Genomic DNA, 22,018 nt, shown 5'->3' with positions numbered 1-22,018 from the left:
TCTGATGTTGCTCTTAAATATCCTACTCTATCCAATTGTCCGGTGGACCCTTACGCATCTAATTTTCATGTTCCTCAGCCCCATCATGCTCCTTGCTTCCAAATTTATTCAGTAATACATGCACTTCACTTTTTGATTTGGCGTTCATCAAGCTGGTTCTGAGTTCACTTGCCCCTCGAAACCCACGGACATAGATTTTGAAGAAACGGGTAAGCGCACTAAACGAACGTGGTTCCTCTGCCGAGTATTGATCATGCAGATCCAGATGGAGCCGCAGCAGATCAAGCAATTCCGCACTGCCGTGCTCCTTCGGCTCTGTCTCAAATGCATATGGATTTTGAAAAATACCGCGTCCAATCATAATACCGTCGACACCGTATTGCTCTGCAAGCTGCTGGCCGGTCTGACGGTCAGGGATATCCCCGTTAATGGTCAGAAGCGTATCTGGCGCCACCTCATCACGAAGCTTCTTAATCTCCGGAATCAGTTCCCAATGCGCTTTTACTTTGCTCATTTCCTCTCTTGTCCGAAGATGAATGGACAGATTAACAATGTCTTGTTTCAAAATATGGGTTAACCAGTCACGCCATTCGTCTAGGTCGCTAAAACCGAGCCTTGTTTTTACACTGACAGGCAGTCCTCCGGCTTTGGCGGCTTGGATGATATCCGCTGCGATTTCAGGACGGCAGATCAGGCCGCTGCCCTTCCCATTCTCTGCTACATTCGCCACTGGACAACCCATATTAATATCGATGCCTTTGAATCCTTCTTTCGTCATGCCGATGCTCATTTCACGGAAAAATTCCGGCTTGTCTCCCCAGATATGTGCTACAATGGGCTGTTCACCTGGGGTAAAAGTCAAGCGCCCGCGTACGCTTTTGTTCCCCTCTGGGTGACAATAACTCTCCGTATTCGCAAACTCCGTAAAATACACATCCGGTCTGCCTGCCTCGCTTATCACATGGCGAAAAACAACATCTGTCACATCTTCCATGGGTGCTAGTACAAAAAAAGGTCGTGGTAAATCGCGCCAAAAGTTTTCTTTCATCATTAAAACCCCTCTATACCTACCAGAACAATCGTTGTCCTTAGAATAGTAAAATACGTGCTGTCAGTGGAACATTGTTCAAACACCATCACAGGTGAACAACAGACATTCCATAACGTACACGACTTTATTATAAACTGAATACCGTCATGAGGGGTATGTCCCCTTCGTACCGTCAACAATGTTTCGTAATTACACCATGTTTTTGTAATTGGGAATGTCTCCGAATAAAAACTGGACACTTCCCAGCCTTTCGTCGGCAATGACATCAAGTTCTTGTCATCGATTTATAACAAGAATTTAATGTAATACATACAAAACTGCGATTTATGCAGCCTTTTTATGGCACAATGTTTTTGTCACCAAACAATATACTACCAAAGTATACCCCTTCATTACTCATATTTGTAATTATCTTACTAATAAATAACATTGTATTGATCTGGAATTAATATTGGAGGTTCTATAATTACTGCAGAGCTTGATCAATTTTCGGTCCATTCAAAAATGACATCCAGAGCTCTCCATGATTCAAATTTTAATTAGGAGGAAAAATTCATGAGACACATCCGCAAAAAAGGGTTATTCCTGCTTGCCGCCACCGGCGTCGTAACCATGACGCTCCTCGCCCCCGGAGCAGCGCTCGCCACGACACCGGGCCCGACACCGCCTTCGCATCCGTCACCGCCTCCGCATCCGTCGCCGCCTTCGCCCCCGACCGGGCACGGCCACGCCGCTCAGCCCGCGCAACAGACCATCTGGCGTGGAGACTTCGATAGCTCCAACTCCGCCTGGACCATCGATACCGCCGGCGATACCGCCTCTTGGTATGGCTGGACGTTCACACCGCGTGACGACTGGTTCGCCGCCGCCAAACCCACGGACGTCGGCTGTGATTCGGACGTCGATCAGCCGCTGGACATCAGTTGCTTCCTCGACGAGCGCAACCAGTTTTCCCGCGCGCGCGGCACGCTCGCGGTGGCTGACAACGGGATCGCTGCCGCGAACGGTGCCGTCATCGACAACACGCACTCCGTCTCCACCTCATTGATCAGCCCGGGCGTCCCCGTCGAGGGCCGCGATGCTGTCGAACTCGTCTTTTCTTCGCACTACAAGCAGGCGCACAAGGCAGTCGCGCGGGTCACTGTAACGTTCGACGGAGGCGAGGCGCAGGAGATCCTACGATATTCCGGTGCGCGCATCAGCGACAACGAGGGCGGCGACGTGTTCTCCGGTCAGGAGGTCATCCCGGTGGTTGTTCCCGCCGGAGCGAAGTCCGCCGTGTTCCGCTTCGAGTACACCAGCAACAAGCCCGAGCTGTACTGGGCACTGGACGACGTGCTTGTACGCACGCCGCTTGCCCCGCTGGCGCCGAATGCGAAGGGCACGACGCTGCAGGTGTTCAGCGACATCCAGGGTGAGGGTCTCCCCTACCTCGACGCCGCCCTCGATCTGCTGCACCGCGAGGCCCCGAAAGCGTCTGCCGCGCTCATCGCTGGCGACATCATCAGCGGTCCGAAGGAGAACGACCAGGAGGCGGAACTCGCCGAGTACAAAGAGGTGAGCGACATCTTCGCCAAGCACAAGATGCCACCGGTGTACCCCGCGATCGGAAACCACGACACGCGCAGCTCCGTGCTCAGCCTCGGTCAGCAAGTCGACAATTTCATCGCCTGGGGCAACCAGTGGGGTGCCAACATCGACAACTCCTACTACGAGAAGGTGATCGACGGCATTCCCTTGATCGCGCTCGGCGTAGAGGCCGGCACTACGGCGGCTGAAGGCGGTGTCAGCGAAGAGCAGGTCCAGTTCCTGAAGGACCGCCTCGCGTACTGGAAGACGCAGGGCAAGCAGGTCATCGTGATGGGCCACTACCCGTTCGAGTGGTCGGTCTCCGGGACCTACGGCAGCTTCTACCAGAACAGCAGCCGCGTTCAGGTGCTTGAGAACATCATCGGTCAGTACTCCAACGTCGTCTACATCAGCGGCCACTCGCACTGGTCGCCTTACCTGCGCGACTGGTCGGGTCGCCCGGTGACGGAAGGCGGAGACCCTGATGGCTACGCGGCCTTCAACACGGGCGCGCTGGCGATGGAGTTCGGTCCGAACCCGATTAATCCGTGGGATGAGGACTCGATGACTGACCGTCCAGAGTCGCCTACTGTAATGACCATCACCAAGTACGACGACCGAATGATCGTGCGCGACTTCGACGTCCTGACCGGTGAGAAAATTCAGGAGCTGACCGTGGCGAACCCGATTGCGAGAGACTGACAATCTGAAATCCCAACACCTCGTCTCGCCCTTACCGGGTGGGGCGTGGTGTTTTCGCGGAGTGGTCAGACCCAGCGAGCCAAGCGCAGGTAACAAAATCATTAGCAAAAATCCTTAACGGCAGCAGCTGTACAAAACATGAAGAAAATTGCCCTCCACTTAGGGAGGTCGAAGGAGGCCTAAGCCTCCTTCGACCTCACCGGAAATGCAGGTAGAAACAGAAGAGAAACCCATGTCTTCGTTAAAAGACATGGGTTTCTCTTCAATCTGACCACCTCACAGGTGGTGTTTTTTTATGCGATTCCGCGCCTTATGTCGAGAATAAGATCAAGCTCTCGTCATTTTCTGAAATGGAATCATCCCATTTGATACTTCTTCGAGAATCGCAAGTTTCTCCAAAGCACTATATTTCTTTGCACGCTCCCCCTTTCATCCATTGTCCGATCGCTGTGGCACGACCGTCATCAGGACTTTCATGTCCGGAGAGCGGCTCTACTGGGGGCTGATTGGAGTAAGACTCCAATCATAATAGTATTAACCAACGAGAAATTAGCCATTAGGATCTAAGGCTACTTTTCGTTGTTTTTCGACTAATATGCTCTTTATTTTCTATATTTCGGTTCTAACCCACACTACAACCTTGCAACTCTCAACATATTCTGCCGGCTGCGGCTGTAGGATTGAATGGTGATATCGCGCAAGCGGTCGTAATCGCTCGCCGCAAGCGCCTCGTAAATTGCCAGATTCAAACGGTTGGCGGAATAGTGCGGCTCGTGGGGGGTTAATTTAAAATTAATGATGCCGTAGAGAACCAGTTTTTGGAATCCGATATCGGCTATTTTCGTGATAAGGCCGTTATTCATGTCCTTCAGCAAGCTTTCGGAGAACTTCACGGAGCTCTCGAGATAACGCGTATACGCGTTCTGCTGCTCGGCTTCGAGCTGCCGGTCCAGATGTTCCTTCAGCTGCTTGAGATCTGGGATGATGACGCCTTCTTTCAATAGATCGATGGCCTGCATCTGGAAGAGATGCATCACCTCCATGATGTCAATGACCTCTTTCATGGTGGTTTCTTTGACCAACACGCCTCTATTCTTGAGCGTCACAAGCAGCCCATCATGCTCGAGGCGCGCAATCGCCGCGCGAATCGGCGTACGGCTCATATTCAGGATCTGGGATAACTCATTTTCGGAAAGAAGTGATCCAGGCATGATTTCGCCGGTTAAGATTTGGGAACTAATATAGTCGTACGCAGTCTCGATTAATGACGAATTCGCCACAATTGCCCATTCCTTTCTCTACTTCTGGTTCTCTATATTTTATGTCAGATCAGGGGTTGTCTGCAAATGAAGATGTACCCGTCTCATGAATGAGAAAAAGGAGCAGCCCCGTATTCGGGGCTGCTCCTCGCCGATAGGTATGCTTTTTTTACTCGGTGTACATCGCTTTCAACTTCGCGCGCTCCGCTTTCGTCACGCCCAGACCTTTCTCGATGAAGCCGTCGATGGAGCCGTATTTGGCTTTCATCTCGTCGAACGACGCTTGCAAGAATTCCTTCTGCACGCCCATGAGCGCCGTCATCGCATCAATGACGCCCGGATCCGTGATCGATTTCTTGATGGCGTCAAGCGATGCTTTGTTCGCGTCCGCGCGGTAAACGTTGCTGAGCAGGTAGTCGTTCATGACCGTTTGCTCGTCCACGCCCAGCGTCAGCAGGATCACGGCGGAACCGAAGCCCGTACGGTCTTTGCCGGCCGTGCAGTGCTCGACGAGCCCCATGTTATTCGGATCGTTCAGCAATTCCATTAGCTGCACGTAGAATTTCGGATCGTCGACCATGCCCTTGTTGCCGCTCACCAGCATTTGCACGCCGGAATCTTTATTCTTCAGCATGCCCGAAGCGATCATATCGTTCAAGTTATAGCCGGCGCCAGGATTGCCTTCGTCGGTGCGCACGTATTTTATGCCCGGAATCGTCGGATCCGGCAGCGCCTTTACCTCGGCGTCGGTACGGTAGTCGAGATCCGTCTTAATGCCCATGCGCTGGATATAGTCAAGATCGGTGCTCGTCAGATGGCCAAGCTCTTCGCCGCGGAACAGCTTGCCCCATTTGACGGTCTTGCCGTCGGTTGTTTTGTAGCCGCCAAGATCGCGGAAGTTAAAAGCGCCTTGCAGGTTCACTTTGCGCTCGGCGGTCGTGATCGTGTCGCCGTTGCCGCCTTTTACCTCGAAGTAGACGCGGAAGCCCGGTTTAGGGTCCGACGTTACATACCCATTGTATGCCGAATATGTACTGGCCAGCAGTTTGCCGTTTTTCTCGATGTCGTCCGGGGACGTGCTCCAGTATACCTTGGCCGCGCCCAGGTTGGCGTCTGCCTTCCAGTGAATGACCAGTTTGCCTTGTGCCGTGCGCTCTACGCTTGCTTGCGTGAAGGTGCCGGGTTGCTTAACGAGCGGTGAAGCGAAGCTTGATGCAGGAGCAACAATTACGCTTGCGAGTACGGATGCGGTCAAAGCGGCTGTTGCGAGTTTCGATAATTTGTTCATGATGAATGATTACCTCCCAATGAATTCTACTTGTCGATAAGTAGTATACAAGTTGTGTGTTATCTGTACGTCATAGGGATGTTGAGATCTTGTATACGTTGGCCTCGACAAATCCATCCGGTCACTGAATCTCCCCGATGAAAGCTAAGGTCATCATGCACCAGCCGGTTTAGCCTGCATCTGCACCTAATTGTCTTCGTAAATAGGGAAGATTGTCGATTCCTTCAGCTCGTCAGGAGCTCCATCAAATACTTTTTTCCCGTTCTTTATCCCGACAATTCGTTTTGCGTATTTCTTGGCGACATCAACCTGATGCAGATTGACTAAACATGCTATGCCCTGCGAGCGGCAATTCTCGTAAATCGTGTCCATCACGACCGTGGCTGATTTCGGGTCGAGCGAAGCAATGGGCTCGTCCGCCAAAATCAGTTTTGGCTGCTGCATGAGCGCCCGGGCGATACCGACTCGCTGTTTCTGACCGCCGGACAACTCATCCGCCCGCTTGTACGCTTCGTTCCCAAGGCCGACTTTCTCCAGGAGTTCGATGGCAGCCCTCTTATCTGCCTCGCTATAGCGACTGAAAACACCTGCGAGTGAACTCATGTAACCAAGACGGCCGTGCAGTACATTCTCCAGTACGCTGGAACGATAGATCAAATTGTGGTGTTGAAATATCATCCCGATCTGCGCTCTCCACCTGCGAAGGTCTCGTTTGCGTTTGCTGTGCATCACTTCCCCAAGGAAAGCGATCTGCCCCTCGGTCGGCTCGACCAACCGGTTAATGCTCCTTAACAGCGTAGATTTCCCCGCACCGCTTGGTCCGATGATGGCGATAAACTCCCCCGCATCAACCGTCAAATCTATGCCCTTCAGTGCGAGCGTTCCGTCATTAAAGGCCTTTTGCAGCCCTTCAACCTTCAATATCGTGCTCATATTTGCCCCCTCGGTTATCGTCCTGCCAACTTGCTGCGCATGCGATTCGAGATTAATTCGATCGCAAAGATCGTCACGAATACGACCATAATGCCAAGGGCCAGATCCGCGAATTCATAGTAGGAAATGTAATCCTGGAGCAGGACGCCAATCCCGCCGGCCCCTACCATGCCGAGCATGACGGTCTCTGCGACCTCTAACTCGAAACGGAAGGAAACAATCGCAAGGAACGGCAGCATTAAGCCAGGAAACAGCCCTTTAAAAACGATCTGGAGCCAAGAAGCGCCGACAGCCCGCATCGCTTCGACCGTTTCATTTCCAGCTTCCTCGATTTGAGCTGCGAACGACTTGATTAAGTAAGAAGACGTCGGGAAGAGCAGCCCAAGCACGCCGGCCATCGAGCCGAAGCCCATGCTCGCCACTGCGAGCAGCACCCAAATCGTCGTCGGCACGGTCCGGATAATTAGCAGCGCATACCGCAGCAAGCGTCCGAACCATTTGACCGGCATGATATTTTCCGCAATGAAAAAGGCCAGAAGAACGGAGATCACGACGCTGATGGCGACGGAAAGAAACGCGACGACAAGGGAAGTCAACATGCCGCCGATCAACGGAGCGAATGGTTCAAAGGAAATCCGCAGCGCCTTGGAGGCAACGTTTGGAATGCTTTGAACCCCTTCGGTAAATTCCCGCCAGCTTAAGTCCAGCTTGCCGATGCAAATGAGAAAGAGGACGAACGTCGTGCCAAAAAAAAGCCTGGCATGAAGCTGTGTTTTCCTATGAGCGATTTTGATTTTGTGGCCTGAAGGGACGACCGGTTTCTCGGCAGGCGATGGCGCGTACCGCTGCAAAGACGATTCCTGATGCACTAGAATACGCTCCCTTATTTTTTGCGTCAGATATTCGACGGTCAATATCACCACAATCAGAATGACGATGATCGTAGAGGCTCTTCCGTATTGGAATAAATCCATCGCCTGTTTCAGATTGCTGCCGATCCCGCCTGCACCTACCAAGCCGAGAATCGCCGATGCGCGGATATTGATTTCAAACATAAACAGCGTCCACGCGTAATAAGCCGGCATAAACTGCGGAATAATCGCATGCTTGATGAGCTGCAAGGATGTCGCCCCGCTCGCTTCGAGCGCATCGGTCGTCTCCCCGCTCAGCTCCTCGATCGATTCGGCGTATACTCTGGCAAGAAAACAGATACCGAACACAAGCAGTGCGAATAAGCCTGGCATTGCGCCTACTCCGAAAATGACGACCAAAAGCGATGCCCACACAAGCAACGGCACGTTTCGCGCGAAGGAGATGATCCCGCGCAACCCGATACGGATAACCGGATGCGGAGATGTGTTGCGTGCCATCATAAACGCCGTCACGAGGCCGAGCGCAGAAGAGATGCACGTACCGACGACGGCAAAAATGAGCGTGTTGAGTACAGGTCCGATATAACTGCTTACGTTCGTCAGGTTTGGCGGCAAAAAGTCAGCGAAGATAAAATGCAAAAAGAGAGGAATCCCCATCACAAACGCGACAAAATCGAATTTCACATACCAGACGGAGACTACCAGCGCAGCAGAAAAAAACGCAAGCGAGACCAGCTGCTTCGTTTTCTTTTGTCCGATCGCGACCGGCGTTACCGTTTCGTTCTGCATCCAGAACGTGCCTCCCTTCGAAATGATTTATTGAAGCAGCTCATCCGGTGATAAATTCAGCTTCTTGGCGATGGCACGGATATTGTCGAAGTCGCTGTCTTGAGCTTCGATGAACTTGGCATCCGGCATGCCGAAAGTGCTTTGGAAGTATTCCTTATTGTCGTAGCTTAGCAGGAACGATTTTACCTTTTGCTTCATTTCGTCCGGCACGGTCGACCGGATGCCGATCGCAGTAGCGTTCAGCGGCTCGGAGCTTGCAATGACCCGATAGGAATCCTTCGCAATGATCCCTTTTGAAACTAGCATATCGGGAAACATTCCCGAAACGCCCGCAGCATCGTATTGGCCCTTCACTACCCCCAGCACGGCAGTATCATGTTTGCCCGCAAATTGAATATCTTTGAAGAAATGAGTCTCCAGTTCCTTCGGGTCGAGCCCAAGCTCATCGACGATCATCGATAATGGCAGCAAATGGCCGGTTGTGGATACCGCATCGACGAAGCCCATTGTCTTGCCTTTCAAATCCGCGATCGTTTGAATATCGGAGTCTTTTTTGACGATGATGACGGAGGCAGGCTTATTGGCCAGCGACGGGATGACTACACCGGCAATCGGTTCTACCTTGGCACGATCCACCGCAACGATATAAGAGAAGGGTCCGAACGTTGCCATATCGGCTTTGCCGTTCTTCATGGCTTCGATCGCAGCGTTATAGCTGGTCGCTTTATACGTTTCAACAGGCAATCCGAGCGATTTGGACAGTTTGTCTTCAAAATCTTTGTCAAGCTTCGTTGCCTCTTCACTCGATTCGCCCGGTAGATAAGCAATGACAAACTTGTCCATTGGACCGGATTGATTCGTGCTGCATGCCGAGAGAATGGTCGCGGCTGCGAAGATGAGGGCAAGCAAGATGAAGTTTCTTTGCATGACTGAATTCCTCCAATAATTTTATAGTACATTTAGAATTCTAGTTGTATTTTGTTATCAAAGTATCATCGGCGCCGGTTAATCCTCCACCGACGAATCCATCTTCCTGTAGGCGCCGCCGGATGTTGGTCAACTGCGCCGGATCGATGCCCCGGCTATTGTCGCGAATCGTCAGCAGCAGCTGGCCGTCTTCCTACTAGCCCTCGATTCGGATCTCCGACGGACGGTGACTCTACTCCACGCCGTGGGAGAGCGCGTTCTTGAGGATAGGCAAAGACATTCATCATTGCGGCCGGCGCGCTTGTGCTGCCTAAGATCGCTGCAGTCATCCCTGCCAACGGTCGGCAATGAGATCAAGTTCTTGTCAATTTCGGAAATGGGATTTTCGCTGCCCTCGACGCAGCGCTTGTGGTTCCAGCGGCATTTGCATCCTATCCCCTTGCAAAAGAAGAAATTGATGTCATAACATGATAAGGACTTGATGTTATTTCAATGCAACTACGATCGACTAAAAACCCCTTCAGTATCTTCACTGAAGGGGTTGCGCTTAAAAATCGATTTGCTTAATTACTTCTGGTGGTTATGACCGTTATCACCATGAGATGAATGGTCTTTCTTATTAATAACGAGCTCAGCCGTAATGGGCAAGTGATCCGCTGCGATTGTGTCTATAACCTTCCCTGCTTTTATTTTTACTTCGTCAGACGTATAGATGTAGTCGATTCGACGATTAGGCTTGTCTGAATAATAATAGGACGTATAGGCATCATTTAGACCCAGTTCCGCAAATGTGTCATGATACTGCGCAGACATTTTTTTAATTTCAGGACTATCTGGTGTGGCATTGAAGTCTCCCACTAAGATACTTGTTCCATTATCTTGATTTACAATGGCCAGGATCTCGTTGACTTGTATATCTCTTGCTTCAGGTGTTTTATTATCAAGATGAGTATTGTAGAAATTAATATGATTGCCATTCACATTAATTACCGTTTTCGCAAGACCGCGCTGCTCTGCAGGATATTGCGTATTATCAAGTAAATGATTTTCGCTAGAAAGAATAGGATACTTACTTAATATAACCGTTCCATATTGACGACGAGGTTCCCCCGCATTTAAGGGATCATTGTCAAGATTTGCAGCAAATTGGTAATGCATGCCCAAGTAATTGGCTAACCATTTCGCCTGATCCTCGAAATTACTACGCGTGGAGAAATGATTATCGACTTCTTGCAGACCAATGATATCAGCACCCGATGATTTAATAACGTCACCAATTCTGTTCAAATTTAGAATGTCATCCATGCCTTCGGCATGGTGAATATTATACTCCATCACTTTAATGGCAGTCTCTTTTCCTTTTTTAAAGTCCGAGGCATAAGATTCACTACTTAACGAAAACATAGGAATCATAGACATCAACAAAACGGAAGAGACAATAACTGACTTTTTAAGCATGCACAACATCCTCTCGAAGTTCTAAATAAGATAGGTGAATCTGCTACTAATAATTTCATATATTCATTTCCATTTCCATAGGCTGGTAGATGTAGATTGTTCTTTGCAAATATGTTCTTTTACTAGGACCCTATGTAAGGGAATTGTAATTTTTTAAATGGAACAATGTGGGTGAAGCTGTCCGTACTTTATGCATCTCCTTTTCTCTTCAGCCGAGTAGCAAAAGCTTCAAAATATTTTCTTCTTTCATTATCATCCAAAGGTGAAATCCGTATGCTCGAAAGATAAGTATCTTCTTGTCAAGCTGATACCGAGTGTTTCTCAGGCAGGTTTATTGGTGAGCTTGTTTGCTTTAACGATCGCGATCTTCGGTCCTATTATGACCTTATTGTTATCAGGCATTAACCGTAAAACAATCATGTTGCTCGTTTTAGCTATCTTTGCTCTGGCCAACGCTTTGGCCGCATTCAGTACGAGTTTCAATGTATTATTGTTGCTTCGAATCGTGCCCGCATTTTTACATCCGGTATACTTTTCGCTCGCGTTTGTCGTGGCAGCGAGTTTTTATCCGAATGACGGCTCGAAAGCCATCGCCAAAGTATTTACTGGCGGTACCATCGGTCTTGTGCTAGGCGTCCCGATCACGTCGTTTATAGCGAGTCATTTTTCCCTTGAAGCATCCTTCTTGTTCTCGGCAATTATCAATATGATTGGCTTTATCGGATTAGCCGTCTTTATTCCCAGTCTTCCTGTGACGACTAAATTAACGTATCGTTCGCAGTTACGCGTGCTAGCGAAGCCAAGCCTATGGTTTAATATTGCAACTTTACTCCTTGTGCTTGCCGCTATGTTTACTGTATATAGCTATTTTTCCGGGTACTTGACTAAAAATACGGGATTAGATAACAAGTGGATAAGTATTATGCTTGTGGTGTTCGGAATTAGCGGGGTCATTGGGAATCTGCAAACAGGTAAGTTTTTGAGCAGAAGCGTTACTCGAACTGCAGTATTCTTCCCTATATTTATGGTTCTCATCTATCTACTCGTGTATTTTGCCGGACAAGCCTTCATTCCCATGATTCTCGTTGTCATTCTCTGGGGAGCTGTTCATACTTCGGGTTTTGTCATTAGCCAAAGTTGGTTTACGACAGAAGCTTCGGAAGCGCCAGAGTTCGGAAACAGCTTGTTTGTCTCTTTCTCCAACCTCGGTATTTCGGTCGGATCGATCGCTGGAGGCTGGACAATCTCTCAGTATGGTACGCATAACATTCTATTGACAGGTATCGTCCTTTTTGGAGCTGCTTTACTCACCATACTTTTAAAAGTGAAATTATTTGGCGTAAAGGACGTTGCTCCAAATTCTCAGCCTCATTAATTGGATACTAAGCCCTGCGGTTTCGCACCTGTCGGGAAAGAGATCAAGTTGCGGCTTTCAATGTTACTATGTTCTTGTCACCCGGCAGTTTTTTAGATCAGACAGAAAAGCTTGCCCCCTCAGGGCAAGCTTTCAACACCAATTCAGGCTATCGCCTCTACTCTATCTCCCTGCCGCCTCGCCCAAGTCCGTCCCCAACGCCGGCAGCGCAATCCATACATACGGCTGCTGCGCCGCCAATCGCCCGTACTCGATAATCGTCATAATCGCGATCGTCTCGGCCGGATGCACCGGGGAGTTGCCGGTTTCGAAGAACGCCAGCATCGACCGAACGAACGCTTGAAAATAATCCGATTCCGGCTTCAAGGTCACTGCGGTCCCCGACTCGTATTGCACCGTCATGCTGAACGGGCAATTCCAGCCGAAATGACGGATTTGCGCCTGTCTGCCGTCCGCATAACCGATCAGTAGCGCAGGCGAAGCCGGATGGCCGATGTACATCACGCGCCTGGCTTCGCAGCCCATCAGCGCTACGATCGGCTCGATTTGATGAATCGCATAATTGTCGTACGTCCCCGGTCCCATGCTGCTGATGATCGCGATTCCCTGTTTATCCGCTTCGGCATATTCCGACGCATAACGAAGCGCGGAGCTGGAATAGAGCGGCGTTCCGTTCCTGCGCGCGGTCTCGAACAGCGCGAGGGCCGTATTGCGGTCCGGCGCGAACGTTTTGTCCACGTACGTCGGCTTGCCCGACCGCAGCGGAAGCCGGGACAGCTCCTCGTGAAACTCCGGATGATCGGGCGACAACACGACCAGATAATCGCTCAACGCCACGACTTCCGCTATGGAAGCCAGCAGCCGGATCCCTTTCTTCTCGCACCAGGCGGCGTTCGTCAGCCCGCCAATCTTATCGGCTTTGCCATACGCATAGACGACCTTCATATTACCGCTCGACGCCTGCTCGATCCACGCCGGATAGTGCTCGGCATGCCACTCGTCCAAATAATAATCGATGAACCCGATTTTTCTCATGGTCGCTCCCCGTATCCGTCCTTACAACCGGATCTCCTCTCCCAACCTCGCGGACTCGTAAATGCCGCAAAGCATTTTCATCATTTCGACGCCGTCCTCGACCGGACTTAGCGTCTGCTTGCTGCCCCTGCACACCTCGATGAAGTGATTGATTTCGTCCTGAAATCCTGCCGCGAAATCAAACGAGAGATTGTTGATCTGCGGAGTCATGTTGAGAATGGTATCGTATTTCTCCGTGATGAAGGTCAGCGACGGCTCCAGCTCCACGCCGCCCTTCTCCCCGTACAGCTTGACCGTCAGCTCGTCCTCCTTCGCGTGAAGCGTAAAGCTGACATCGACGTACAGCGACGCTCCGTTCTCGAAGCGAATGAGCGCGTTGGCCATGTCTTCCACGGTATTCTGCTCCGCGTCGTAGTCGGACGACTTGTAGTAGGCTAAGTTTTGAACGTTCGCCCGGTTGCCGAGCTTCTTGTACGTATTGCCGCTAATCGACTTCACTTTGGGCCTGCCCATCAAATACCAGCATAAGTCGATGACGTGAACGCCGACGTCGATCAAGGGACCGCCGCCGGAGCGCTCCCGATCGGAGAACCAGCCTCCGGGGTTGCCGAGCTTTCGTATACAGGACGCCTTCGCGTAATAGATCTCGCCGAACTCGCCGCGATCCGCCATTTCCTTGACGATCCGCGTATTGGCGCTGTACCGCCGAACGAACCCGACTTGCAGGATTTTATCGTTTTGCCGCACGGCCTGCTCCACTTGAAGCGCCTCTTGGACCGTCCGGCAAAGCGGCTTCTCGCATAGAACATGCTTGCCCGCATTCAAAGCCGCGATGCTGATTGCCGCATGGCTGTTGTTCCAGGTACAGATGCTGACCGCATCGATCTCAGGGCTCGCGAGCAGCTCGAGATAGTCCGTATAGACATGCGCGATGGCGTATTTGTCGGCCTTGGCCCGTGCTCGCTGCTCGTTCAAATCGCATATGGCATAAAGCTCCGCATTCGGGTTCTTGAGGTAGGATTTCAGATGGCTTTCCGAGATCGAGCCCGCTCCGATAACGCCAATACGAATGGTGTTCGTCATAGTAGACACTCCCTGCTTATAGGTAGTCGTGAAGCTTAGACCGGATGCGACTCCGGCCATGCGAGATCGATTCCTTCTTGGATCAGCAGCTTCTGGAAGGCGAGCAGCTGCTCCTGACGATTGCGGATATCCCGCGGTTTGATGCCATGCTGCAAGCAGTAGCAAGCCAGATAGCCAGCCGCCTCGCCGATGTTCCATTCAACGGGATGCAGCCGATAACAGCCGTTCGTGATATGCGTGACTCCGATGTTCTTGCCTGCGGGCAATAGATTGTTGACGCGGACGGGAATCAGGCTGCCGAGCGGAATTTGGAACGGCAGGCTGGAAATATCGATGTAATGGCGCAGGCCCGTGCTCGGGTGAAGATCGATCCGGTAGCACCCGATGCCGACGGAATCGGTGAACAACTCCGCCTCTTCCGTTCCGCGGCATTCCGTGCTCAGATGCTGCTCCAGCACCGTGAACTCGGCTTTGATCCGGCGCGATTCGCGAATGTACGGAGCCATGGCAAGCCCATCCGACGTGCCGACGACGTCCTTTCGCAGGCGCAGGCCGGGATAGCCCTGCTTGCCGTCGGGACGAGGCGCCTCTGTCTGCATCCAATACAACAGCGACAGACTCAGCTGCTTGGCCCCTTCGAGGTGGCGCGCCTTCTCCTGCTCGCTCACATCGATCACGGAGCCGAGCCAGTAATCGTTCTGCTGCCAATTCACCAGCGATATATCGCTGCGGTACGTACCCGGAGAGAAATTGCTCTTGTCGACGATTCTCCGATAGCCCATCAGCGACATCCAATCTTTGTCGGGAAACAAGTCGAATTGATAAGGCTCCAGGGTCGCCGGCTTCACCCCCGTCCAGCTGAGCAGACGATCCGGCCAGAAGTCCGCCTTGTAATCGCGCCAGAAGGCATACTGCTCCGGCTTGTCGATCGTATGGTTCTCCCCTTCGAGATTGTCCATGGCGAAGCAGTACGTAAACGCCTGCATGTCCGTCGGCTCCGGATCCCCTTCCAGCGCGTGGGGTTCGCCGGTCTGCCGCTGCGACTCCGCGCCGGTTACGTATTCGACGCCGGCCAGCGGCAGGACATCGCCGCACTCCGTCGCATCCAGGAAATAGGGGGCTGTCAGTTCCACGCGATCCGGCTGATCCAGTCCCCGCACCGTGACCGACACGACGTTATCTCCTTCGGTGCGAGCCGACTCGACTTGATACCGGGTCAGAATCGTCAGCCGTCCGCTGTGGACATACGGTGCCATCATATGGCGAAGCACGGCGAGCGCGGTTCGAGGCTCATGGCAAATGCGGCTTACCCAGCCGTTGCCCGGATTCAGCATGACGTTCGCCCTGGCTTCGGTCGTTAACGGAAAATAGTCCCGGTAGTACTGCCGCACGCCCTCGCGAAACCGCCGATAGCTCCTCGTGCAGCCGAACTGCTCGATCCACGGATGTTCGTCGGGAGGCACGGCTTGACTCGTCAGCTGGCCGCCGATCCACGGCGTTTCCTCGGTCATGATGACGGTCGCGCCCATCTTGGCAGCCGCTAGCGCCGCCGCGCATCCGCCGGTCCCGCCGCCGATAATGACCAGATCGGCATGCATCTCCTTGCTCATCGGGTAAGCCCCCTCGATTCCATTATTTCTCCTGATTCGTGAAATAAATGACTTGCGGGCCGGCCGCCCCGCCCGTGAGGCTCAATTCGGACTTGTACGTGCCGCCGTTCGGATTCAGCTTGAAGTTGGTAATATTCCAAGCGTTCTCGTACGTCAGGTAACCGGATTGGAAAATCGTTTTGTTCCATTTGACCACGTAATGTCCGTATCCGCCCGATGGATTCAAGAATAAGCCGACCTGCCTTGGATGATGGAAGCTGTTGACGATTTCGGCATTCAAGCGATACATCACGCCGTAGTTGCCGTTGTTGATGACGGGCTTGTTTCCGTCCACCGCATCCCAGCCGTCCTCGTATTCGCCGGGCATCGCGTCGCTCCACTGGCCGTATGCCGCGGAATCGATGCGCAAGTAGGCGTTGCCGACGGAGGTATCGTATTGAATCGTGCCGGTCCGGTCGAAATGAGGGAATGTTCCCCGCGTATGCGAATCTTCCGGAAGCACGGCGACCTGCTCCGGATGCTCCGGCTTCGCGTCATAGCTTAATACGGTCGCCGTTACTTGCGCCGGTGCATTTCCTTTGCCCGTGGTCGCTTCGAATTGGACGATGCCGCTGTTCGTGATGTTAGTGTCCGTCGGCGCGTCGACGTAGTAGCTTTCGCCCGGAGCCAGCCTCGCGGCCAGCGTGCGCTTATTCTCGGAAGCGATGAAATCGGCGAGCGCGGACTGCCCGGCGACATCGACGTAGACGTTCGTTCCGACGCCGTTGCCTTTGAGATAGAGCGCGACCGTATCCGCGGAGGTGTTCGTGATCGCGACGCCTACCGTCAACGTTTGCGGCGCCTCGTTCTGATGATGCCAGAACACGCGAAACTCGCCTTCGGCGGTATCCCGGTAGAATGCGCCCGCAGCGGAGAACGTTTCAGGCGAATCGCTTAATAGCAGCTTGCCGCCTACGCCCGTCAGCTGCGGCTTCTCGAGGTGAACCGCGGGTTGAAGGGAGGCGATCGGAACCGTCGGCGGCGGTGGCGCTGCCGCAAATGCCGTACTTGCGCCAACCAATCCAAGCGATACTGCCAATGCGATTTTACGTTTCACCATAACCACTCCTTGTTTTCTCGATTGTAGGGATCGCGAGCCGGCGCCAAATCATCCTTTGACCGCGCCGACCATTCCGTTAATGAACTGTTTCTGCAGCACCAGGAAAATAACGATGATCGGGATGACGGAGATGATCGTGCCGGCCGCAATGTACGGAAAGTTATAGGACAGGTTCCCCTGCAAATATTGCAGTGCCGCGGCGAGCGGATACTTCTCCTTGTCGTCCAGGATGATAATCGGCCAGATCATGCTATTCCAGAAGGCCATGAAGTCGAAGATGACGACCGTCGCAATCGCCGGACGCACCATCGGGACCATGATGTTCCAGAAGATTCGAAACTCGCCCGCCCCGTCGATCCGGCCGGAATATTCCATATCGTTCGGAATGGTAATAAACGCTTGACGAAGCAAGAATATGTTGAATACGCTGACCGCCGACGGAAGGACGATGCCAAGAATCGTGTTATACAGGTGCAGCTTCTGAATGATGATGAAGTTGACGATCATCCCGGCCGCGTTCGGCAGGATCATCGTGCTCACGATGGCATAGAAGACGAAATTCCGTGCCGGGAATGCGATGCGCGCGAGCGGATACGCCGTCATCGTGCAGATGATCACGTTCAGCAGGACGCCCATCCCGGTCATCAGCACCGTGTTCTTGATATACGTCCAAAGCGGCATGATATGGAATACATCGCTGAAGTTGTTGAAATTGACCGGCCATGGAATGAGCTGCGGCGGGAATTTGTAGACGTTCGCGTTCACCTTCAAGGAGGTGGACAGCAGCCATAGAAAAGGGCCAAGGCAGAGCAGCGCCGTAACGATCAGCAGCGCGTACAGGATGATCGCGGATGCGATTTTTCGGAGCGATACCTTCCCGGTCTTGGCGGCCCTGCCGCTCTTCCCGGCTGCCGGTCTTCCGATGCTTCGGCTCGAGGCAGCATTACTCATAGTAGGTCAGCCCTCCCTTTCTGGTGTAACGGAACATGAACAAGGAGAACACCAGTATGATCAGCGCGACGACAAGCCCGATGGCGGCCGCATAGCCGAAGTCGAAATCCTGGAACGCCACTTTGTACGTGTACACGCTCGCGACTAGGGTCGCGTTGATGGGGTCGCCCTTGGGACCGTGCATGACGAAGATCTCATCGAATACGCGAATGGCTCCCATAACGGAAAGCAACGAGCATAGCAGCACGAATGGCATCAGCAGCGGTATGGTGATCAGACGTATGACCTGCAGACGGTTGGCCCCGTCGATTCGCGCCGCTTCCTGCAGCTCGCTCGGAATGGACTGAAGGCCGGCCAGGTAAATCATCATGTAATAGCCGAGCCCTTTCCAGATCGTAACCAGCATGACGCCCGCCAAGGCATACTTCGGCTCCACCATGAACGCAATATCGTGATGGGTGAGCCCGATGGTTCGCAAGATGTAGTTGATGATCCCCTGCTCCTCGTACATCCATTTCCAAGCGATCGCTGCCGCTACCATGGACGTGACGACCGGAATGAAGAAGGCAACCCGGAAGAAGCCAACGAATCTCAGCTTCGTATTGACCAGCACCGCCATCAGGATCGCGATGATCTGGATAATCGGCACGACGATGACATAGATCAGCGAGTTCTTCAGCGCAACGTAGAAATCCGGATCCTGGAACGCGCGCTGGAAGTTTTTCATCCCGATCCATTTCGTCGTGTCGAGGGCGGAGTAATTGGTGAACGCGAGAGGAAGGCCATAGATAATCGGGTAAAAGGTAAACACGATCAGCAGCAGGACGCCGGGAGCGATCATCAGATAAGCGAAACCGGCCCGGCTCTTCTGCTGTTTGGACCATTTTGCAGCCATCGGGATATCCCCCTTCCCCTGGATAACGGGGAGAGAGACGCTCACTCCCCGCAAGTCGACCTAGCCTTCCGCATTGACGGCATCCAATTGCTTCTGCATCTCCGCCTCGGCCTGCTTCAGCATTTCCTCCGGGGTCTGCTGGCCGAGCATCATCTTCGTCCAGCCTTTCCAGAGCGGATCCAGCACCTTCGATTCGTCCTTGATGCCGAGCGTAAAATCTTTGGCCTGACCGACCATCGAGGCTGCGATGATCTTCGCTTTGGATTCCGGGTCGTCGCCCCCTTGGGTGAAGAACGGATCGGCTGCCGCTTTCTTCGTGGAAGGCAAAATATTGACCACTTTGCAGAACTCCAGCTGCGACTCATCATTCGTGATGTAATTGGCGAAATCGATCGCTTCGACATGGTTTTTGCTCATCGTCGGCACGACGACGTCCATCAAGCTGGCTTGATAGTTGCCGCCTTCCTTCTTCGCCGGCATCTTGGCTACGAGCGTGTTGTCGAACACATCCTTCGCATTCGTTTTGACGCGGTTCAAGAAATTCGCGCCCGTCGTCAGCGTTGCGATCTGTCCGCCTTGGTATTTGTCGGTCGCGTAATTGGCATCGGCGCCGACGCTGTCCTTCGGTATGACGCCTTCGTCATACAGCGCCTTATTCCATTTCGCCCACGCCAGCGCTTCGGGCGTGTTGAGAATAATCGTCTTCTTGTCTTCGCTGATCATCGGCACGCCGGAGAAATACAAATCGGCAGGCGGATTGGAGACGAGCGTGAAGCCGTACTTTCCGGTTTTCTGCTTGATTTGGACGGCCTGCTGCTTCAGCTCATCCAGCGTGACGGGCGGTTTGTTCGGGTCGAGGCCCGCTTCTTCGTAAATTTTCTTGTTGTACATGAAGACGGATAAGCCGAAGTACCAAGGAAAGGCATACGCGCTTTCGCCGAGTTTGGTGGAATTGTAGAGGTCGGGGAAATAAATCGAACGCTGCTCGTCCGTCGCCTCCTTGTTCAAATCGACAAGGGCGTTCTTCGCCGCGAGCGTCAGCGCCATGCCGGTATTGAGGTTGACGACATCAGGGGAATTGCCGCCGGCAATGGAAGTCAGAAGCTTGTTCTCCATGGAGCCGTAAGGCAGATCGGTCCATTTCACCGTAATGCCCGGATGCTCGTTTTGATACTTCTCGATGCGGCCGTTAATGTAATCGTCGAAGTTCGGGCTGAGCGAGATGGTCCAGAAATTCAAGGTGATGTCCTTCTTCGGCGTATCGTCCGCCGTGCCCGCCGAGTTCGTTCCCTCCGCGTTAGTGCCCGCTGCGTTCTTGCCGTTCGCGTTCTTGCCCGCCGAGTTCCCGTCTGGCGAATTCGCATTCGGCGCAGACGCGTTGCCGTCGTCCGAGTTCCCGTTGCCGCATGCCGTCAACATTGCAAATGCCATGCTGCCTGCTAAAGCGATGGAAGCCAACCGTTTCACATTCCCCATATCGTCCCCTCTTCCTTATCAAGAGTGCGTTTCTTAAGGTGATCTTACCTGAATCGGGATAGGCTGTATTTAACCATTCATGCTTTAAAGTTGTGCCATTGTTTAGAAGTTCGTGAAGGAGGTATGACCTGCGGCCGGTATGGGTCTCCAATCGCTGTTGTAGTTCTGATTTCTTTGAATATATAAGCGATAGATGTAGAAATCAGACTACAAAGGCGAACGCTGACGCTTTTCCGACTCCATGCCGACTCTCCGGTCAAACTCTTCACTCCAATTTCAACCCCACGTTACCGAAGCCATCACTCTTTGACATACAGACGAATGTACTCAGTCGGAGACAAGCCGACCGCCTTCTTGAACGCGCGGCTGAACGAATGAATGGACTGATACTGCATGGTCGAGGCGATCTCCGTAATGCTGCATGTCCGGGATTTCATCAGCTCGATCATCTTCTGCAAGCGTTTCTGCGAATAGAAATTGCGCAGGCTGATCCCCGTCTCTTCGGTAAACAAATGCGAGAGATACGAATAGCTGTACCCGAGCGCCCTGGATACCTCCGCCAAATCCTGCATGGTCAGCATGTTGTTGTCGATGTAGCTGATCGCGTTGTAGACGATCTCCTTCGTTCCGCCATTGCCTTGGTCGTAGTGGTACGTACTGTCCCAGTCGGAGAAGAAGTTGCGGTACATCAGCACGATCAGCTGGTTCAAATACGTCTGCGTCATCATCTGCGAATAATGCGACATGTTGCGGAATTCCTTCAGCGCGCTCAAGAACGTATGCTGCATGTCCAGACGGTCCCTCGTCAGCGGGTTATCGCGCTTATCCATCATTTTCTGGATATGGATGAACGGACTCTCGTAGCTCTCGCGGTAATCGTCGTCCTGCTGCAGGTTGAAGAGGAATCCCGCGTAGAAATAGCGGAATGGCTCCTTATCGTCGGCGCCTCCCGCATGCACCTCGCCGGGGATATTAATATACAGATCCCCTGCCTCCACTTCGCTTCGCTTGCCGTTGGTCGAGAACCATCCCTTCCCCGACATAACGTAGGTGATCTCATAACAGACCTGCGTGTGCTCCTGCAGCATGTACCCGGAATCGCAGCTTAAATCGCCGATCTGATAGAGGGTGAACAGCTCGTATTGCTTGGGATTCAGGAAGTAGAGGTTATCGAAATGAAATCTTTTACGGTCATGCGCCAAAATAAAACCTCCTGTGCATGGGATAAACGCGGATTCCCCAGCGCAATAATTGGACCTGCTCGGGAGCTCGTTCTCTGCTAAAGATGCTTCATTCGGGGCTTGGCCCTCGGAATGAATTCATTAAAGCACAAAAAACCCCAACCGGGACACTTTTTTCCAAGTGTCTCGATTGGGGTTCACGCTGCAGCGCCATTCTCCGCCGAATCAATAACACGCAGCGCATCCAAAGATGCCCTGCGTTCTAGTAGCTTACCCTTGCAAAATGCCGTCGATCAACGCCAGCTCTTCGCTCGTAGCGGGCTGTGTAATGGTTAGCTTCTTCTTAAAAGAAGTTGGCTATTTTGATTCATTGCGTCCATTTTTAATATCTAAAATACATGTTTACATATTAAATAAAGATATATATAATACCAATATACCGTTTTTGATGGTTAACTAATTGAA

17 protein-coding genes are annotated in these 22,018 nt (G+C 52.4%); 2 read left to right on the top strand and 15 right to left on the bottom strand.

The genetic code is table 11. The annotated features are described in order from the left end of the window. Positions 1 to 58 precede the first annotated feature (58 nt). Complete coding sequence (locus tag AC50YL_RS34015) at positions 59 to 1,048, bottom strand: tRNA dihydrouridine synthase (protein WP_494837847.1); 990 nt, start codon at positions 1,046 to 1,048, stop codon at positions 59 to 61. 558 nt (positions 1,049 to 1,606) lie between these two features. Here AC50YL_RS34015 and AC50YL_RS34010 point away from each other — a divergent pair. Then, complete coding sequence (locus tag AC50YL_RS34010) at positions 1,607 to 3,322, top strand: metallophosphoesterase family protein (RefSeq protein WP_494837813.1); 1,716 nt, start codon at positions 1,607 to 1,609, stop codon at positions 3,320 to 3,322. Positions 3,323 to 3,954: 632 nt separating this feature from the next. Here the strand turns inward: AC50YL_RS34010 and AC50YL_RS34005 are convergent. The 6 genes from AC50YL_RS34005 to AC50YL_RS33980 form a co-directional block, all read right to left on the bottom strand. Continuing rightward, positions 3,955 to 4,602 carry a GntR family transcriptional regulator gene (locus AC50YL_RS34005; RefSeq protein ID WP_494837812.1) on the bottom strand — a complete coding sequence of 216 codons (648 nt, stop codon included), beginning with the start codon at positions 4,600 to 4,602 and terminating at the stop codon, positions 3,955 to 3,957. 148 nt (positions 4,603 to 4,750) lie between these two features. Beyond that, the gene (locus AC50YL_RS34000; protein ID WP_494837811.1) at positions 4,751 to 5,869 is read right to left on the bottom strand and encodes a tyrosine-protein phosphatase; all 1,119 of its coding nucleotides are present in this window, start codon (positions 5,867 to 5,869) and stop codon (positions 4,751 to 4,753) included. Positions 5,870 to 6,055: 186 nt separating this feature from the next. Next, positions 6,056 to 6,802, bottom strand: coding sequence for a phosphonate ABC transporter ATP-binding protein (gene phnC / locus AC50YL_RS33995; protein ID WP_494837810.1), 747 nt, complete (start codon positions 6,800 to 6,802; stop codon positions 6,056 to 6,058). A gap of 14 nt (positions 6,803 to 6,816) precedes the next feature. Beyond that, positions 6,817 to 8,463 carry a phosphonate ABC transporter, permease protein PhnE gene (phnE, locus tag AC50YL_RS33990; protein ID WP_494837809.1) on the bottom strand — a complete coding sequence of 549 codons (1,647 nt, stop codon included), beginning with the start codon at positions 8,461 to 8,463 and terminating at the stop codon, positions 6,817 to 6,819. 27 nt (positions 8,464 to 8,490) lie between these two features. Beyond that, complete coding sequence (locus AC50YL_RS33985; protein ID WP_494837808.1) at positions 8,491 to 9,390, bottom strand: phosphate/phosphite/phosphonate ABC transporter substrate-binding protein; 900 nt, start codon at positions 9,388 to 9,390, stop codon at positions 8,491 to 8,493. Positions 9,391 to 9,957: 567 nt separating this feature from the next. Next, positions 9,958 to 10,848 (bottom strand): endonuclease/exonuclease/phosphatase family protein, encoded by an 891-nt coding sequence (locus tag AC50YL_RS33980; protein ID WP_494837807.1) that lies wholly within the window; start codon positions 10,846 to 10,848, stop codon positions 9,958 to 9,960. Between the two features lie 262 nt (positions 10,849 to 11,110). On the opposite strand from AC50YL_RS33980, the gene AC50YL_RS33975 reads away from it, so the two are divergent. Beyond that, positions 11,111 to 12,223: an MFS transporter gene (locus tag AC50YL_RS33975; RefSeq protein WP_494837806.1), complete on the top strand. Its 1,113-nt coding sequence runs from the start codon at positions 11,111 to 11,113 to the stop codon at positions 12,221 to 12,223. A gap of 162 nt (positions 12,224 to 12,385) precedes the next feature. On the opposite strand, the gene AC50YL_RS33970 is transcribed toward AC50YL_RS33975, so the two are convergent. From AC50YL_RS33970 to AC50YL_RS33935, 8 genes are all read right to left on the bottom strand, one after another. Continuing rightward, entirely contained in the window at positions 12,386 to 13,258 is an 873-nt protein-coding gene (locus tag AC50YL_RS33970; protein ID WP_494837805.1) for a Gfo/Idh/MocA family oxidoreductase, read from the bottom strand. Positions 13,259 to 13,279: 21 nt separating this feature from the next. Further along, on the bottom strand, positions 13,280 to 14,341 hold the full coding sequence (locus AC50YL_RS33965; RefSeq protein WP_494837804.1) for a Gfo/Idh/MocA family protein: 1,062 nt from the start codon (positions 14,339 to 14,341) through the stop codon (positions 13,280 to 13,282). 35 nt (positions 14,342 to 14,376) lie between these two features. Continuing rightward, positions 14,377 to 15,951, bottom strand: coding sequence for an FAD-dependent oxidoreductase (locus AC50YL_RS33960; protein ID WP_494837803.1), 1,575 nt, complete (start codon positions 15,949 to 15,951; stop codon positions 14,377 to 14,379). Positions 15,952 to 15,973: 22 nt separating this feature from the next. Continuing rightward, positions 15,974 to 17,050: a hypothetical protein gene (locus tag AC50YL_RS33955; RefSeq protein WP_494837802.1), complete on the bottom strand. Its 1,077-nt coding sequence runs from the start codon at positions 17,048 to 17,050 to the stop codon at positions 15,974 to 15,976. Between the two features lie 48 nt (positions 17,051 to 17,098). After that, positions 17,099 to 18,001, bottom strand: coding sequence for a carbohydrate ABC transporter permease (locus tag AC50YL_RS33950; protein ID WP_494837801.1), 903 nt, complete (start codon positions 17,999 to 18,001; stop codon positions 17,099 to 17,101). Continuing rightward, complete coding sequence (locus tag AC50YL_RS33945) at positions 17,994 to 18,896, bottom strand: carbohydrate ABC transporter permease (RefSeq protein ID WP_494837800.1); 903 nt, start codon at positions 18,894 to 18,896, stop codon at positions 17,994 to 17,996. The genes AC50YL_RS33950 and AC50YL_RS33945 overlap by 8 nt, the downstream gene beginning before the upstream one ends. Before the next feature lie 60 nt (positions 18,897 to 18,956). Then, positions 18,957 to 20,372, bottom strand: coding sequence for an ABC transporter substrate-binding protein (locus tag AC50YL_RS33940; RefSeq protein ID WP_494837799.1), 1,416 nt, complete (start codon positions 20,370 to 20,372; stop codon positions 18,957 to 18,959). A gap of 299 nt (positions 20,373 to 20,671) precedes the next feature. Then, positions 20,672 to 21,574: an AraC family transcriptional regulator gene (locus tag AC50YL_RS33935; protein WP_494837798.1), complete on the bottom strand. Its 903-nt coding sequence runs from the start codon at positions 21,572 to 21,574 to the stop codon at positions 20,672 to 20,674. Positions 21,575 to 22,018 lie beyond the last annotated feature (444 nt).

It is taken from the genome of Paenibacillus sp. J22P277 (assembly GCF_059383675.1).
The sequence above is the reverse complement of the archived record's forward strand: the minus strand, read 5'-3'. Positions and strand labels throughout refer to the sequence as shown.